Here is a 16765-nt window from a genome sequence, read left to right as displayed (position 1 = left end):
AGCATTATCTTTTTTAGAGTACCCACTGGTTTTCAAATTCCTCTGTACCGAACATCAGTTTCTGTGCCTGTACGGTCAGTTTGGTCGCAATATAGCCCTTACCCTGCCGGATATAGCTGATTTCCATATCCACGCAGGTTGCTTTCTCAAAGAGTATCTTCTCAAGCGCGGAGCCTTGGTTGTCGTGCACGACAATGGCGCCGCTCTGATATTTGCGCGCATCCAGCATCCACTGGATCATGTCCCGGTTGGGCAGGTGGGGATAGGTCACATAAAAGGTTCCGCCCTTGACTTCCGTCTGCACTTGTCCCTTGACATCTATCCCTTGGGCGAATCCGAACTCACAACCTATCAGTTGATAACTGTCCTTATACATGTCTGTCAGCGAGGTGGCTGCCAGATTGCCGATTTTTAAGAATACTGTGTATCCAAACATAGTGCATACAAAATTTAGGAGTGAATATTCAAGGTTAATTCGTTTCGTTCATCCAGGCCGACCTCCAGTGTCTTTCCCTGGCACAGTTCCTCTTTGATAATGAGGCGCGATATGGGTCTGCGCAGATAGTTACGGATTACACCGGCCACTTGGCGTGCGCCGTATTTGGGAGTAAATCCCTTATGGGCAAGCATCTTTCGGGCATCGTCACTGATGATGATGTTGATACCCTGTTTGTCCAGTAGTTTCTTGACCCCGTTGAATTGTATATCGAATATTTTCAATAGGATATCTTCGCTGATAGGGGAGAATGGGACAATTTCAGACAGGCGGGCAAGGAATTCTGGGCGGAAATACTGCCCCATCACCTCCATTATCTGGTTGGTGGTCGGTACATTGCCCGATTCCAGCTGTCTTGTCAGCCACTCGCTTCCCACATTGGAGGTGAACAGGATAATGGAGTTCGAAAAATCCCCTTCCTTTCCCAGCCGGTCATGCAGTTTCCCTTCGTCCATGATTTGTAGGAAAATGTCATATACGGAAGGGTGCGCTTTCTCTATCTCGTCAAATAACACGACGGCGTATGGTTGCTGGCGTATCTTGTTGACCAGCATACCGCCTTCCTCATAGCCCACGTATCCCGGAGGCGCACCGTATAGCAGGGCGGCAGAGTGTTCTTCCTTGAATTCGGACATGTCAAAGCGGATCATGGACTTCTCGTCGTTGAATAGTGTTTCTGCCAATGCCTTGGCGAGTTCGGTCTTTCCGGTTCCGGTGGGTCCTAGCAGGAAGAAGGAGCCGATAGGTTGCCCCGGCTTGTTCATACCGCTGCGGGATTCCAGAATAGCGTCTGTCAATGTCTTCAATGCCCGGTCTTGTCCGACGACCCTGCGCCGCAAATACTCCTCCATATTGAGCAGGCGTTCTTTTTCCTGGGACTGTATTTTACCGATAGGGATACCTGTCTTGCTGGCAACAACGGCAGCAACCTCATACACTTCCACCTGCTCTATTTCTTTCTCGGCAAACCGGAGAATGGCATTCAATGCGTTTCTCAGATAAGCTGCCAGTTCTTCATACTTCTGCAATTCTTGGACATTCGTCTCTTCTGGTATGACTCCCAGCAGGATAGGGCTTAGCTTGTTGTGCATCAGAAATATCAGGTCCCTCAGTTCTTCTTCCTTCTCTACAGGCTCCTTTTCCGCCTGCTCAATTTCGTTCAATTGGCCAAGCAGGATTTCCGCATCGTTCTTGCCTGTTTCATTCACCATTTTAATGGCGGAGAGTGTCATGTCCAGCAGCCCTATGGCAGAATCCGGCAAACGGCGGTCTTTCACATACCGTTTGGCAAGGCGCACACATTCGGCTACTGCGTCCTCGCTGATTTTTACATGGTGGTAGTCCACATACTGTTTCTGTACGGAGTGCAGCATCTGAATGGCGGACTTCATGTCCGGCTCATTGATTTGTATCACCTCAAAACGGCGGTTAAAGGCATGGTCCGGCTCGATGATCTTACGGTATTCGTCAATGGTAGTGGCGCCTATCACGGTCAGGTTACCGTGCGACAATTCGGGTTTCAGCACATTTCCGGCGCCCGAATTCCCTTGCCGGCTATCCAGCAATACATGGATTTCATCAATAAACAGGATAGCGTTGTCGATGCCGCGAAGTTCTTTCAGGATATTTTTCAGGCGGTCTTCAATTTCTCCTTTATAGGTCGCTCCGGCTATGAGTGAGGCATTATCCAGTTCAAAGACACGGGCTCCTTCCAGGAAGGAGGGTACTTTATGGTTCACGATATCCCACGCAAGCCCATAAACTAAAGCCGTTTTCCCGACCCCGGCATCGCCGACAATCAGCACATTGGATTTGCTGAGGCTGCCTAAAATCTCCATGATCATGCGGTTCTCGCGGTCACGGTTGATTACCGGATGCAGGCTGTTCGTCGCAGCAGCGGTAAGGTCCATACAGTATTTGGTTAAAAAGGAAGATGAAGATGAATTGGGGGACAGGACAGGACTTTCCGTCATGAAAACGGGAGGGTTGCCTGACGGCTCATTATTATATATGGAACGGATATCCTTTTCCAGTATGGGAAAGGATTTGAGCTGGTCGCTCGAAAAGGCGACTCCCGGCTTTGCCAGGGCAGCCAATACACATATAGGGTTAATATCGAACAGCCCTAGCTCTATGCGCACATCATCGGCAGCACGGAATAGGCTGCCAATCTTTTCCGAAGGCTTGATTTCTGACAGCTGGGTAGATTTCGGGCATTGCTCGATATGAACATCCGCCCATTCTTCCAGATAGCCCAAATCCTTACCTATACTTAAAATAAAATCTCTTAGCCCTACTTCCTTATGAAGTAAGGCTTTCAATAAATGCGAAGGGGTATAATACTCATTTGCATTTTCACGGGCCACTGCCTGTGCTATGTTAAGCGCAATTTTTATAGAATCATCAAGATTAATGAAACCAACTCCTGTATCCATAATCAATAAGATTTAAAATTGCGCAGGAGAACACCGCAAATATAAGGCAAAAAACGAAAATCCGCTACTTTTAGAGCGTTTTTTTTATGCCTGAGGGCATTTTTTCGAGAAAAATCGAAAATTTTTCCTAAAACGCTTTGTTATTTCAGCAAAATGCCATAAATTGGGCACCGAAATTAGAAGTCAAAAATGACGGGGCAACCGGTCATGGATGAGGGATAATTTCAGAATTAACATTTTTATTAACTTAAAACATTGAGAATATGGCATTTAAAGCGTCATTTAAGTTCTCGGACTCGAAAGAGTTTGATGTGTTGAGATGGGATGTCAAGTTCAACCGTGATGTGGATCCTAAGGGTCGTCCGGCATCTGACATCTATGGTGGTACAATTAATGTCGAGGTTGAATCAACTCCGGATACGATTGTACTGGACAAAATGTTCAAGCAGTATCAGCCTGTAAACGGAAACATCGTCTTCAAGAAAGCAGACGAGGATGCCAAGATGAAGGAACTGGTATTTGAGAACGGGTATATTGTGAAGTACGAGGAGGCACTGAATGTAGCGAACTCATACCCAATGACAATCAAATTCTCCATCTCTGCTCAAACAGTGAAGATGGCTGATGCTACATTTGTACAAGACTGGCCGGAAAACAACTAACCGTTGTTTCTAGTCAAATTCTTGGAGTGCCGGAATATACCAATTCCGGTTATTTCGGCACTCAAAAACATACCGACCAGTCGGATTAATAAATGGGAATTAAATAGATATTAATAAGTATGGGAGCAAGTTTTCTGAATTTGGTAGCCACCAAGGTAACCGTGAAGGGGGAAGAACAAAAATTCGTTTCTTTACGCCTTCATCAAGGTTTCAACCGGCATCACACGTTTACTATAATTGTAAACTATCTGTCGCCTAACAACACCTTTCAGCAGACTCCGGAGAAATTCATCAATTACATTGGGGAGACTGCCAATATTTCATTCGTCCACAAGCAGACCGGAGAAAGCTATGATTTCGAAGGGATTATCAATCAGGTGGAAATGATTGGAAGTGTGGGCGAAACGGGCGGAGTGGCTATTCATGGAGCAAGCCCTACTATACTGTATGAAAATAACAAGACACTCGACTCATGGACGGATCAGACCTTATCCGCCATTATAAAGGAAGTGACACAGGAGTACGGAAAAGTCAGTCTGGTCTCTAATCCTGAATATGATTTGCCTATCCCTTACATGGCACAATACAACGAAAGTGTCTTTGATTTTATGAATCGCCTTTCGGCCCTGTATGGGGAATGGTTTTATTACGATGGCGCCAAAACTTATTTTGGCAAGCCGGACAAGGAGGACGACCCTAAGAAGATCTTGTATGACGTGGACTTGGAAGAAGTAAGGTTGGTAGCCAATCTGGTACCGGGGAAATCTGCCAGATACGATTATGTAGCGCAGGAGAACAAAATACATAAGGCAGATACGCCCGCTAAACCGGAAGGAATGAACGACCTCCAGTCCATTGCTCATGGCTGTTCGGAAAAGGCTTACAGCGCCCGCACCACTTCTGCGGCAAATCCGCATATCACAGACAAGGCGGGATTGGACGAACAAATGAAAATTGTAAAAAATTCATCCGGTGCCGGTCTCTTGAATATAAAGGGGATCGGAAAAACATGCCGGATCAGGATCGGAGAGGTTATTGACGTGGCTTTTCCGGATAGGATGAAATTGTCTCCTTTAGGGAAATTCCGTATTACTGAAATCACCCACGAGGTGAATCGGGACGGACATTATATGAATAGTTTTGTCGGCATCCCGGATCAAATGACACATATCCCTGTGCCCAATGTGAAAATGCCGTTGGCATTGCCTGAGTTGGCAACGGTGGAGAAGAACGATGACGAAAAAGGACAGGGACGCGTGAAGGTTGTCTTTGATTGGCAGAAAAAGGGAAAAACGACCAATTGGATCAGGGTACAGAGCCCTAATGCGGGAACAAGCGATGCGGTATCCAAAAACCGGGGATGGGTATTTGTTCCGGAAGTCGGGGACCAGGTGATGGTCGGTTATGAACACGGCAATCCGGACCGTCCTTATGTAACCGGAGCCATGTTTCACAAGGACTCGGGAAAGGGCGGAGACAAGGACAACAAACTGAAAAGTATCATCACCCGAAGTGGAAACACCATTCTTTTTGATGATGAGACGGGAAGTATCACCATTATGGACCAGACTGGGAAACAGCTTATTGTTCTGGATGGGAAAGATACGATTAATATCATGGCAAAGAAAACGGTGACCGTCACCAACGAAGAAGAGTCGGTTATTATCATGGATGGCAGGTCTATCGGCTTGCAGTCTGATACGATTTCCATTGAAGGGAGGAAAAGCATTACACTGTTGTCAGGCGGTGAGAACATGATACTCAGCGGTGAAAAGAAGATAATCGGCAGCAGTGGAACCAATATCAAGCAGGAGGCTTCCAAAGGATATGACTTGAGTACTCAGAAAGGCACAGTCAAAGGTACAAACTTGTCAATCGAAGGCACAGCCGATGTAGCGGTAACAGGAGGAATCATAAAGTTCAACTCATAAAACCTCAGGATATGGGAGCATCTGCGTCTGTTGTACAGGAATACTTTAAGGCGGTCGATTATTGGGCGGATATTGCCGATAAGGAGGACTGGAAACTGGCTATATGGATTGCCGGACAGAACGATGTGGATTTGGTTGACAGGTTCTTGGAAATCGAACGCTCGCCTGTCGGACAGTTCGAGGATATTTTCTTCCGGTTTGAGACGCCGTATGAGGGAAGCGGTGATGAATACACCGAACAGCTATGGCAGGAATATGCCGGCTGGTTCTCAGAAGAAGTGGAGGAAAAATACGACATCATCAAGGCCTTGCGGCACGATGGACTGTTGAAAGAAGAATATGTCCCGGACATGTCTGTCGAACATACGGCAGCCAATCTGTGGAAAGAGATGTTGCGTTTCAAGGCATGTATATCCGGATTGGAGAATGCCTGTTTCTGCATCTATTTTCCTCTGGGACAGGAAAGGGGGCTTTCCAGGACCGAATGGTTCAAGAAGGTCTTGGAAGAAGGGATTCCGCAGGGAATCCGGTTAACGACCATTGACATGAAGAAAAACAGAAGTGTCAATCTGGATGAATCGCCGGCTGTAATTTATATCTGCCCCAAGTTCGATATGGCGGCGGCCCTGCATAACCGGATGGCACGGAGCGATACGGGCAATGACCTGATTGCACCCGAAAACCGGTTCAAACAGCAGGTGAGTGCCGTCATGGATTGCACGCAAAAACAGGATTGGAAACTGTTGGACAAGGAAATCCGGAAACTGCTGGATGTAGCCAAGGAGTTGAAGGATACGAATATATTGACGTCCGCTCTGTTCATCGCCGCTGAAGCGTGTTATGCGATTCGGGAATACAAACATAGCATAAAGTACAGCGACGACACGATCAGGGAAGCGGAAAAGGCGATGGATAATGGCGAAGCGGCTGGATATAGCTACTGGAAAATGGCAACTTCCATGAAAGCGGCTGTCCTGACGGCAGAGAAAAAACGGGAGGAAGCAATTGCACTGTATGAGGGACTGGCGGAGAAAGCTATCGGACAAAAAGATCCCTACTATGTCATGGAAGGTTATCGTATGTGTGGCTTTTTACGCTACGAGGAAGGCCAGCTGAATCAGGCTTTCGAGTATTTTCTGCTTGCTTTGGCAGCCGGGAGTTATCTTTCCGAAGAAATCAGACGGAACTCCACGTTTACTTATGCGGCATATCTGGCGCTCCACACTGGCAGGCAGGTACGTGCGCCGATTGATATGGAGGTCTTGGAAGGGCAGCTTCAGGAATGGCTGGGAGAAGATTGGAAACAACTGGTGGAGGGTCCGGCCATGCAGCAGGCAAAAGCCAGAAGAAAAAGTAAGATTTTCGGATGAGTGAGATTTACTAACATATTTTTTTAATTATAAAACAGATTAAGTATGGATTTAGGAAATTACGGAATAGGCGGAAATGAAGTGAAAATGGATGCCTCCGAAGGTATTGCGGAAATTCCACAGAACCGGACATTATTGGTTGAACAATTGACAAAGGACGAACCGGTAGCTCCCGAAGTGGTCATCGGTCTGACTAGCATTGACGAAGTCTTTGCACATTTCCAGCCGGAAATTGATATAGAGTTCGCTGATGCGGAAGGGGCTCCTGTTGAAGAGAACTTCCGTTTCCACAATGTGGGAGATTTCTCCGTGAAGAAAATGACGGAACAGAGTCCTTTCCTGTCGGGGCTGAATGCGGAAAAACAGTTTGCTGACAGGATGGAGAAGTCGTTACGGTCTAACAAGGTGCTGCAACGGGTTCTGGAAAACCCGGCTACACGCAAGGCGTTCGTCAATACACTGTCTATCATGTTGGACGAATTAAAGGAAAATGAGAAGTCTAACCCTGTAAATGAATGAGAACCATGAGCGAACAGAACACACAGAAGGAAACCGCAGTACAGCAACAGCAGGCTGCGGTACAAACCAAAAACTTGAATGCGGAGTTACAGGCTTTGGCAAAGTTCGGAGGTTTCAACGTCTTGGAATCTTCGGTGGACGGCATACAGAATTTGAATCCGGAACGTAAGGCACGCCGGAATATATTCCTTACTGACCGGGAACGGGCTAACGAGCGTAAGGAACTGAGAAAAAGGATTGAGATGTGGATAGATATGCTGAAAGACGGCAAGTCCATCAGCGAAATGGTGGATTTGTGCCAGAAAAAGTCTGCTGCCGTCTCTGACCTGCTCTCTCAAAATCAGCTGAAGGCGGTAGAAGAAGTGAAACAATTGGAAAAATCATACCGCACGGTCATGCTTTTCTACAAGAATACGGATGCTGACAAGATTAAGAACGTATCCATTGTCAACGCTTCCATGGCGCAGCTTACCGATTTGGACAATTCTTTCTTTATCGACGCTATTGCCGACGAGCTTCGTGCCAACTATGACCGTTTGGATTTACGTACCAATTATTCACTGCTGGTAATCCCCGGATACCTGGGTTCCAACAAGGTGGTGGAGAAATGGGCAAAAATAGCGCATGACAACAAGGTTATGATTTTCACTGATTTTGCAGACCTTGAAAAACCGGATGATGTGATTGAGATGTTCTTCGATTCCAATCTGACAGGTGGCGATGTCTATAAGTCCAATGTCTGCATGACATGCAACTATCTGGTAGGACGTGGACGCTATACCGAATTGGGAGAAACCGAGGACTTGCTGATTCCACCTTCGGCTGCACTGGCTGGCAGTGTGTACAAAACCGTGATGGCACAGGTCACTGCCGGAAAAAAGTACGGCTCTATGAGCGAGGTGGACAGCGTGGCTTTCAACCTGAAGAAGAGCGAAATCTCCGAAATAGAAAAGATTGGTCTGATACCGATGGTAAAGGAATACGGCAAAGTCATGGCTTTCTCGGCAAAGACCTTGTTCAACGGTGACAATCTGGGCTTGCAGACCTACTCGGTGGTGCGTGTGTTCGATTGGGTGACAAAGGTCCTGATGGATTTTCTCAACCGCCGTGCCTTCGAAAATTGGAACAGCAAGGCTGAAAGGGATTTGCGCGGGCAGATTAGCAATTTCTTGGACAGCATACAAGGTCCCGGACGCCTGATTGAAAAATTCAAGATCCTGCGCTTCGAGAGAGACCCGAAGCAGAAGGACCGTATCTTCCTCGACATTCACCTGACTCCCTATTTCCCGGCAAAGAGCTTTGTCATCAAGCTGGAGGGAACGAAGGGGGATGATGAAAATGAATGGAACAGCGATTATGCACAGGATGCATAAATGAGTATTTTTAGAAGTAACTGAAGGGTCCGGCGGGGCTCTTCAGCTACTCTCCTTTTTACATCCTAAAAAATTCTCACTATGTCAGATGTATTCAAAAATATAGCTGACGCCGTTGATAGCAACAGCGTCAGACGGGGCTTTTCCGACCTTTTCACGGCCTCGAAAGCGGCTCTGGACAGGCTCCAGTCAGGTCTGGCAGGAGCTCTTCCTTCCGTGCCGGGCATGCCTGTGGCCAAGTTCGGCGACCTGTCCGTAGGGATCGACACGCACCCCACGGTCACGCCGCCTTCCCCCGTCATGCCCGTGCCGCACGTGGGCAAGGTGTACGACCTCCTGGCCGACCTCATGGCAAGCCTGGCAACGGCCATCCCCCCGTCCGCGGGCGGCGTGGCAGGCGTGGCGGGCAGCATACTCAAGGGCATGGCCCCGTCCGTGAAGGTCCACGGCCAGTGGATCGCCCAGGCGGGCATCGGCATCGTGCACCTGCCGGCCTACGTCCTGCATTCCGCCCCGCTGGTCAGCGGCATGTCCGAGTCCGAGATGTGGATGGGCAGCTCTACGGTACTGGCGGACGGCGCCCCCTGTTCCGCCCTGACGCATCCGGCCCTCTCCTGCAACATAGTGGGAATACCGACCGTCCCCCGCAAGGGCAAGCCCAAGAAGGTAAGCAAGGCGCTGATGGCCCCCACCTCCATGCTGTCCACCATCACTTCGGCGGGCAAGCCGGTGCTTGTCGGAGGCCCGCCGACCATCGACATGTTCGCCCTGGCCCTGAAATTCGGCCTCAAGGGACTGGGGAAACTGTGGAAAAAGCTGGGCGACAAGTTCCAGGCACTGATTGACAGGCTGAGACAGAAAGGAAAGAACAGGCTGGCGGACATTCTCCAGCCCATCAAGTGCAAGACGTTCGGCGAGCCGGTGGATGCCGCCACAGGCAGGGTGTACCACACCAACGTGGACTTCGAGCTTCCCGGCCCCATCCCCATCGTCTGGGAGCGCACCTATTACAGCGATGCCGCTGTGGACGGGCCGCTGGGCTACAACTGGCACCACAGCTACAACCTGGGCATACGCCGTCTGGAGGAAGAGGCGTTCCTTTTCCGCCACGCCGACGGGCGTGAGTCCTTCCTGCCCGTGCTGGAACCCGGCGGTTCCTATTTCGACCGCAAGGAGCAGCTTCTCTGGACACTCGACGCACAGGGCTACCTGCTCACCGACATCCGGGGGCTCCAATACCGTTTCGGCGGGCCGGAAAACCGTTTCGGATACCGCATGGTGTCGGAGATTTCCACAAAAGACGGGTTCCGCATCCGTTTCGAGTACGCTTCCGCCGGACGCCTGTCGGGCATCATATCCTCCCGCGGCGAACGCCTGAAAGTGGAAACCGACGGGCTGGGCCGTGTATGCTGCGTGTCCATCCGGCAGGACAACGAGGAGGTCAAGCTGGTCCGCTACCGGTACGACGGACGGGGCGACATGGTGGAGACCACCGACGCGCTGGATGTCAGCAAGCATTTCGTCTATGCCGACGGACACCTGCTCGTGCAGCTCACCAACCAGGGAGGCATGTCCTTCCATTGGGAATATGAAGGCAGGGGCGAAAATGCCCGGTGTGTGCATACGTGGGGCGACGGCGGCGTGATGGAATACTTCATCCGCTACGCCAAGGGGTGCACCCGCATCCGCAACGGCGAGGATGCCGAGACCGAATACTACTACGGAGAGGACAGGCTCATCTACAAGATCGTGGATGCCAACGGCGGGATTACCCGCCAGCAGTACAACGGCTATCAGGAGCTGGAGGTCACGGTCAATCCCGAAGGATATACCCGCAAGACGGCCTACAACGAGTTCGGTCAGCCCGTCCGCATCACGGACGAGAACGGCGGGGACACGTTCTTGAATTACGACAAGAACCGCAACCTGACCTCGCTCCGCACACCGGAAGGCAGGGAGCTGTCATGGGACTATGACGAACAGGACCGTGTCGTCAGCCGCACCACGCTCAGCGGGGAGACGGTGGAATACACCTACGACGGCGGAGTCCTGCGCACCATCACCGACGGACAGGGACGGGTTTACACGCTCACCTTCAACGACAGGTACGACCTTGAGTTGTTGCAGTTCCCCAACGGGCTGTTCCGCCGTTGGGAATACGACGGCAGGGGCAGGCTCGTGCAGGCGGTGGACGTGAAAGGCAACGCCACCCGCTACGCCTACGACCGTGCCGACAACCTCATCCGCCTTGAGGAGCCGGACGGCAACGTGCACCGTTTCGAGTACGACGCCATGGGCAACCTGGTCCATGCCGCCGACAACATCCGTGAGGTCAGGTTCACCTACGGTGCTCTGGGCGTGCTGAAAAGCCGCGAGCAGGAGCGTCACCGCATCACCTTCGGCTACAACAGCGAGCTGCAGCTCCGCCGCATCGGGAACGAGGCGGGCGACAACTATTTCTTCGGGCTGGACGGGCTGGGCCAGGTCATTACGGAGACAGGCTTCGACGGCATCCGCCGCGAGTACGAGCGTGACGGGGCGGGACGAGTCACACGGGTGAACCGTCCCGGCGGCAAATGGACCGAATACCTCTACGACGGGCTGGATAACATCCTGAAGGAGGAACAGTACGACGGGGAGGTCTCCCTTTACACGTATGACAAGGACGGCCTGCTCGTCAAGGCACAGAACGCGGAGAACCTGCTGGAGTTCATCCGTGACAGGAAGACAGGACTGGTCACCGGGGAAAAACAGGGAGAATATACCGTCAGCCGCACGTATGACAGCGAAGGAAACTGCACCCGCATCACCAGCAGTCTGGGAGCGGACATCCGCCATACATACGACCGGGAGGGTAACTTGCAGGCCATGCAGTCGGGCGAAGGCTGGCAGGCGTCCTGGGTGCGTGACAACACGGGGCTGGAGGTGCAGCGCACGTTCTCCGGGGGTGTGACCGTCAGGACGGAGCGCGACCGTTTCGGGCGCGAGGTGCGCAAGTCCGTGCGGTCGGGCGGCATCGAGCGCGGGGCGTACCGCTACGAGTGGGGCATCGCTAATCGGTTGCTCGCCAAGGAGAACGAGCTGACGGGAACGGTCATGCGCTACGATTACGACCGTTTCGACTTCCTCATCCGCCAGGAAACGACAGACGGTTCCGAGACGGACGTGATATACCGCGTGCCGGACTTCGTGGGAAACCTCTTTGAAACGCCGGAGAGGAAAGACCGCAAGTACGGTGCGGGAGGCCGGCTGCTGGAAGACCCGAATTGTTTCTACCACTACGACGACGAGGGCAACCTCGTTTTCCGCGAGTTCAAGGAGTTGCAGGACAACGCCGTGACTCATGACCGCAAGCGCCTGGAGAAGGAGCGCGGCATCCGCTGCTTGGCTACGGGCACGGGATGGCTCTACGGGTGGGCGTCCAACGGCATGCTGAAGAAAGTGATACGTCCGGACGGCAGGCCGGTGGAGTTCCGGTATGACGCGTTGGGGCGCCGCACGGCCAAACGGTATTTCGGGAAGGTCACACGCTGGGTGTGGGATGGCAACGTACCGCTGCACGAATGGAGTTACAAAGCCATTGGCTTACAATCGGACGAAGAGGGAAACATCCCTCCCAAAGAACCAGCAGAAGATATTACCACCTGGGTGTTCGAGGCGGGCACGTTTGTACCTGCGGCAAAGATACAGGGCGATAAACAGTATTCCATCGTGTCCGACTACATGGGTACTCCTATCCAGATGTACGACGGGCAGGGAAACAAGACCTGGGACTGCACACTGGATATTTACGGAAAAGTGCTTGCCGTTGACAAGGGAACGGAGTTCGATTGTCCGTTCAGGTTCCAAGGACAATATGCGGATGAAGAAATAGGACTATATTATAATAGATTCAGGTACTACAACCCAGATATCGGGATGTATGTCTCGCAAGATCCGATTGGAATATTTGGTGGAAATCCAACACTCCATGGTTATGTTCACGATACAAATAGTTGGACAGATATTTTAGGACTCGAAATAATTCCAAACAAAGCCGCAGGATTAGAAAGAGAAACCATTGCAAAAAAATGGCTACAAAATCAATTCCCAAATGCTGAAATCTTATCCGAAAGGTATTTAAAATATGCCAATGGAAAAAGTGTCTATGATGTTGTAACAGGTTCAAGAAGAAGAGTTGACTTTGTAGTAGTAGAAAATGGAAAAGTAATTGGTGTTTATGAGGTCACAAGTTCAACAGCAGATAAATCATTTCAGGCTCTTAAAGAGGAGCGGATAAAGCGGCGTGGCGGAACATACATAAAAGAACCTGGAAAAAAAGGTAAACTTTATGATATATCAAATATTAAAACAACAAGATTAGATGTTGATTTAGAATCAAAAGAAGTTAAATATCACTAAAGCATTATGGATGAGAATTTTATAATAGAAAAAATAGGATGGATAACACAAAGAAAATCTATTCCACCACTAACAAAAGAATATATAGAACGACAATATCGTTTTTTTGAAAATTATATCCATTTTTTGCAAGATAATGGCTTTACAACAAGAATCATATTAAACAGTGACGAAAAAGCTAATGATGATTCCGAACTTTGGATCAAAGATTTAACAGAAGAAGGTTTTAAATTTTATAAGTATGGAATTATAAAATGGCGAGAAAAATATGATAAAGCAAAAAATAAGGATAAAGCTATTAACGATTTTGCATTTATTGAAAAGAAATTAAAGGAGTTCAGAGAAAAACAAAATGGATAAACAGAACCACCTTTCGGGGTGGTTTTTCTTTCTAGCAGATTCCGAAAGCTAAAGGGAATCCTTCGTATTCTGTTTTCTACGCCGTCTTTTATACGGCAAATTCCATTTGTTCACCCTAAAGATTCAACAGCATGTGGGCAGAAAAGCATTTCCTTGAAAATTGGAAAGGTATTTATGTTCAGGGCAAATGAACCCCGTCATCCATTAGGTTATCTCATTCAGAAGTGCTATCTGTGTAAACAAATATAATTGATACGTTATAATGCCGAACAGTTTTTATCTATATCCAGTTTAAAATGTGGAAATACTTTATTATAACCTCAAAAGTACTTCCACATTTAAATTTGAAAATCTATCTTTGTATAAAACGATTTTAATAGATTATAAACGATACATCATGATGAGCTTGAAAAATCTAAAAGGTTTTGTCTTCTATGTAGATATACTGGGATTTACAGCTTTAACCCAAAATAAAATCCAGCTTACAGAAGACGATTTTCACATCTGGCAGGTCTCTAAACATTTTCAGACTTCAGGGAATCAGGAATTTGCGGCTAATATATTGATACTATTTCGTGAAATATTGACAAACTGCCAGAATAAGTACCCTAAAGTGAATTTCACCCAGTTGTCCGATTGTGCTTTCGTTTGGTCTGAAAACATGAAGGATGTCATACTGTCTTGTCATACTATCATGTGGGATTGTTTGCAGAATGGCATTTTATGTCGTGGTGGAATAGCCTATGGGGATATTATTGAAGACCATAACAACAATTTAGGACAAATGCTGCTGGGCAATGCCGTGAGCAAGGCTGTAAAGTTGGAACAGGCAGGAGCCAAAGGTTGTCGTGTCTTAATGGATCAGGAAGTTCCAGCATCCTTAAATGATTATGACTCATCTTTTTGTGCAGAAATTTACAAGTTATTCCAGCCATTTGAAAATCCTTTAGATTTCAAAGTTTATGATGAATTCAAATGGTATTACTCCCAGAGTCTGAAAGATTTAAACACGACTAAAGGTATAATTCAGGCAACAGTCGAAAGATTATGTCTTGCTGCAAAGTTACAATTCCATCCAAAATTCAATTGGAATGTCCGGACACCGGAGGGTAGTATCCATGTAAAATCATCCATGCGATTTACTTCAGCCAATGAACAGAATGTTTTTAATATAGAGCATACTTTTGATTGGAAAGAATTACCAGATTCAAAGCTACGAACAGAAACAAATTATACCCGTATCACAAAAAAAATTCAAGATGAAGCTTCCTCTTGCATCATTAAAAAAGGGAACAACATAAAGTTCCCTCCAGCGCCATAAAAATCATTGATGTCTCTTATGTGAGTGATGTCTTTGAAAAACATTGTTATGCTTATATGCTCATTCTCAGCATATATATATCACTGAATTTTAGTTATAATTACATAATCCACATCACGATTAGTTAGAGCAATGCCTGCTATATCTGTTTTTCCGTTTTTTATTTATTTAAGTTGGATGCTTTTCATTTTTCAATTAACTTTGTAACAGTTTTATTAATCAGAGGTTTCAATGATAAACAGTATAACATTAGCAGGATTTACCAGCTTCATCGACAATAGTTTCTCATTTGTCAATGGAGTCAATGTCCTTATTGGCAAAAACGGTACGGGAAAGACACATGTGCTCAAATGCTTAGCTTCTGCCTTGCAGGCACGTCATGAGTTCCTTGCCAAGCAAACTACTTCCAAAGAACAGTTTGAATACACATTAGCAGAAAACGTCACCCATTATTTCAAACCGGATTTCATCGGCAATCTGGTAAACAAGAGTATGGTGGCAAGTAAAGCATTTGTAAAGGTTGCTGTGGATGACAAGGATTTGGCATTCAGCTTTTCTGCTACATCCAAGACAACAGTCAAGATAGAGGGAGACGACAAATGGGGCGAGTGCCAGTTCATCTATATTCCGCCGCGTGAGATGTTTTCCCTGTTTGAGGGGTTTATAGGATTGAGCAGCAAACGTGAACTTTCATTCGATCAGACTTACATCAATCTGGCGCACTCGCTTGCTCTTCCCGTTTTGCGCGATATAGAAGGCAATCCCTTAAAGTCGGCTATCGAATTGTTAGAGAGTGAATTGGGTTTCAAAGTGCTTCAGATGAACGGCCGTTTTTACATACAGACGGCTGAGGGAAACATGGAAGCCCACTTGGTGGCTGAAGGGTTGCGCAAACTGGCATCCATCCTTTACCTTATCCTGAACGGTGAAATCAATGCCAAAACGATTTTATTTTGGGACGAACCGGAGTCCAATCTCAATCCGGCTCTCATCCGGGTAGTGGCCGAGTTCATTCGCGAACTTCAGAAGTGTGGCTTGCAGATTTTCATCGCCACACATGATTACTTGCTTACACACATGCTTTCTTTGTATTCTGAGTACAAGGAACACACGGGTGTATGTGTTCGTTTCTTCGGATTGCACAAAGAAGAAGGCAGTATAGCGGTCGAAGAAAGCGATACGCTCACAGCCATACAGAATAATCCGATTCTGGAGGAGTATGCGGCATTCTATGATTTGGAACAGAAATACATGAGCAGTTATGAGTGATTTTCAGGAGAGCGGCATCAATTTCAGTTTTCAAGATGCCAGTTGGGTGGTCGTCAAGTACGATGAACATATCGCGCACCGAAAGGTGGAAAAGGTTCTCAAGCCTACAAAGGCGGTAGATTTCATGGGCATTCATGAGGAGAAACAGTTATTTCTGATTGAAGTCAAAAACTATCGGGGACATACCCGCGATGAAAGCACTCGTGCAGTGCTTAATGCCGGAGGCGAAGAATTGATGCGGAGGATTGCCGTCAAGGTTAGGGATTCGATTGCCACTGCCACAGGTGCCGCACGCTTTTCTACAAATGACGAAGAGTTCTTCACACAGATAAATAGTCGGTTGCTTGACAGCGGTGTTCAACTGGCTATTATCGCTTGTATCGAATGGGACGAAGCCAATCTGGCGGAGCGCAGGGCACGAATGGGCATTTGGCAGCAAAAACTGAAACAAAAACTGGCATGGCTGCAACCTGTTAAGGTCTCTGTCAACTCAGTTTCCAACATCACCGGAATTTTACCGGATGTACAGGTTTCCTTTGCATGATGCAGAATTTAGTTTAGAAAATTTATTTGTGCAGTGTTTTCGGCGAAAATCGGAACAGACAAATCTGCATAGCTGCTTACCTTT

12 protein-coding genes are annotated in these 16765 nt (G+C 48.0%); 10 read left to right on the top strand and 2 right to left on the bottom strand.

Annotated features, from left to right (window positions below):
- Positions 1 to 13: 13 nt before the first annotated feature.
- Both tssD (BACSA_RS05410) and BACSA_RS05405 read right to left on the bottom strand, forming a co-directional pair.
- Positions 14 to 436 carry a type VI secretion system tube protein TssD gene (tssD, locus tag BACSA_RS05410; RefSeq protein ID WP_013617109.1) on the bottom strand — a complete coding sequence of 141 codons (423 nt, stop codon included), beginning with the start codon at positions 434 to 436 and terminating at the stop codon, positions 14 to 16.
- A gap of 14 nt (positions 437 to 450) precedes the next feature.
- Complete coding sequence (locus BACSA_RS05405; RefSeq protein WP_013617108.1) at positions 451 to 2931, bottom strand: ATP-dependent Clp protease ATP-binding subunit; 2481 nt, start codon at positions 2929 to 2931, stop codon at positions 451 to 453.
- Between the two features lie 263 nt (positions 2932 to 3194).
- Between BACSA_RS05405 and tssD (BACSA_RS05400) the strand changes: the two genes are divergently transcribed.
- The 10 genes from tssD (BACSA_RS05400) to BACSA_RS05355 all read left to right on the top strand — a co-directional run bounded on the left by tssD (BACSA_RS05400) (position 3195) and on the right by BACSA_RS05355 (position 16681).
- Entirely contained in the window at positions 3195 to 3593 is a 399-nt protein-coding gene (gene tssD, locus BACSA_RS05400; RefSeq protein WP_013617107.1) for a type VI secretion system tube protein TssD, read from the top strand.
- 119 nt (positions 3594 to 3712) lie between these two features.
- A complete protein-coding gene (locus BACSA_RS05395; RefSeq protein WP_013617106.1) occupies positions 3713 to 5524 on the top strand; it encodes a type VI secretion system Vgr family protein in 1812 nt (603 codons plus the stop codon).
- Between the two features lie 11 nt (positions 5525 to 5535).
- Entirely contained in the window at positions 5536 to 6894 is a 1359-nt protein-coding gene (locus BACSA_RS05390) for a hypothetical protein (RefSeq protein WP_013617105.1), read from the top strand.
- A gap of 45 nt (positions 6895 to 6939) precedes the next feature.
- Complete coding sequence (locus tag BACSA_RS05385; RefSeq protein ID WP_013617104.1) at positions 6940 to 7413, top strand: hypothetical protein; 474 nt, start codon at positions 6940 to 6942, stop codon at positions 7411 to 7413.
- Positions 7410 to 8786: a DUF5458 family protein gene (locus BACSA_RS05380; protein WP_174490712.1), complete on the top strand. Its 1377-nt coding sequence runs from the start codon at positions 7410 to 7412 to the stop codon at positions 8784 to 8786. The genes BACSA_RS05385 and BACSA_RS05380 overlap by 4 nt, the downstream gene beginning before the upstream one ends.
- Positions 8787 to 8867: 81 nt before the next feature.
- The gene (locus tag BACSA_RS05375; protein ID WP_013617102.1) at positions 8868 to 13187 is read left to right on the top strand and encodes a DUF6531 domain-containing protein; all 4320 of its coding nucleotides are present in this window, start codon (positions 8868 to 8870) and stop codon (positions 13185 to 13187) included.
- Positions 13188 to 13193: 6 nt separating this feature from the next.
- The gene (locus tag BACSA_RS05370; protein WP_013617101.1) at positions 13194 to 13547 is read left to right on the top strand and encodes a hypothetical protein; all 354 of its coding nucleotides are present in this window, start codon (positions 13194 to 13196) and stop codon (positions 13545 to 13547) included.
- A 397-nt stretch (positions 13548 to 13944) separates the two neighbouring features.
- On the top strand, positions 13945 to 14868 hold the full coding sequence (locus BACSA_RS05365) for a hypothetical protein (protein WP_245546579.1): 924 nt from the start codon (positions 13945 to 13947) through the stop codon (positions 14866 to 14868).
- A 231-nt stretch (positions 14869 to 15099) separates the two neighbouring features.
- A complete protein-coding gene (locus BACSA_RS05360) occupies positions 15100 to 16137 on the top strand; it encodes an AAA family ATPase (RefSeq protein WP_013617099.1) in 1038 nt (345 codons plus the stop codon).
- Entirely contained in the window at positions 16130 to 16681 is a 552-nt protein-coding gene (locus tag BACSA_RS05355; protein WP_013617098.1) for a hypothetical protein, read from the top strand. The genes BACSA_RS05360 and BACSA_RS05355 overlap by 8 nt, the downstream gene beginning before the upstream one ends.
- The last annotated feature ends 84 nt before the right edge of the window (positions 16682 to 16765 follow it).

The sequence above is a fragment of the Phocaeicola salanitronis DSM 18170 genome (assembly GCF_000190575.1).
GTDB lineage: Bacteria > Bacteroidota > Bacteroidia > Bacteroidales > Bacteroidaceae > Phocaeicola > Phocaeicola salanitronis.
Note: the sequence above shows the minus strand (reverse complement) of the source record. Positions and strands in the feature narration are given on the sequence as shown.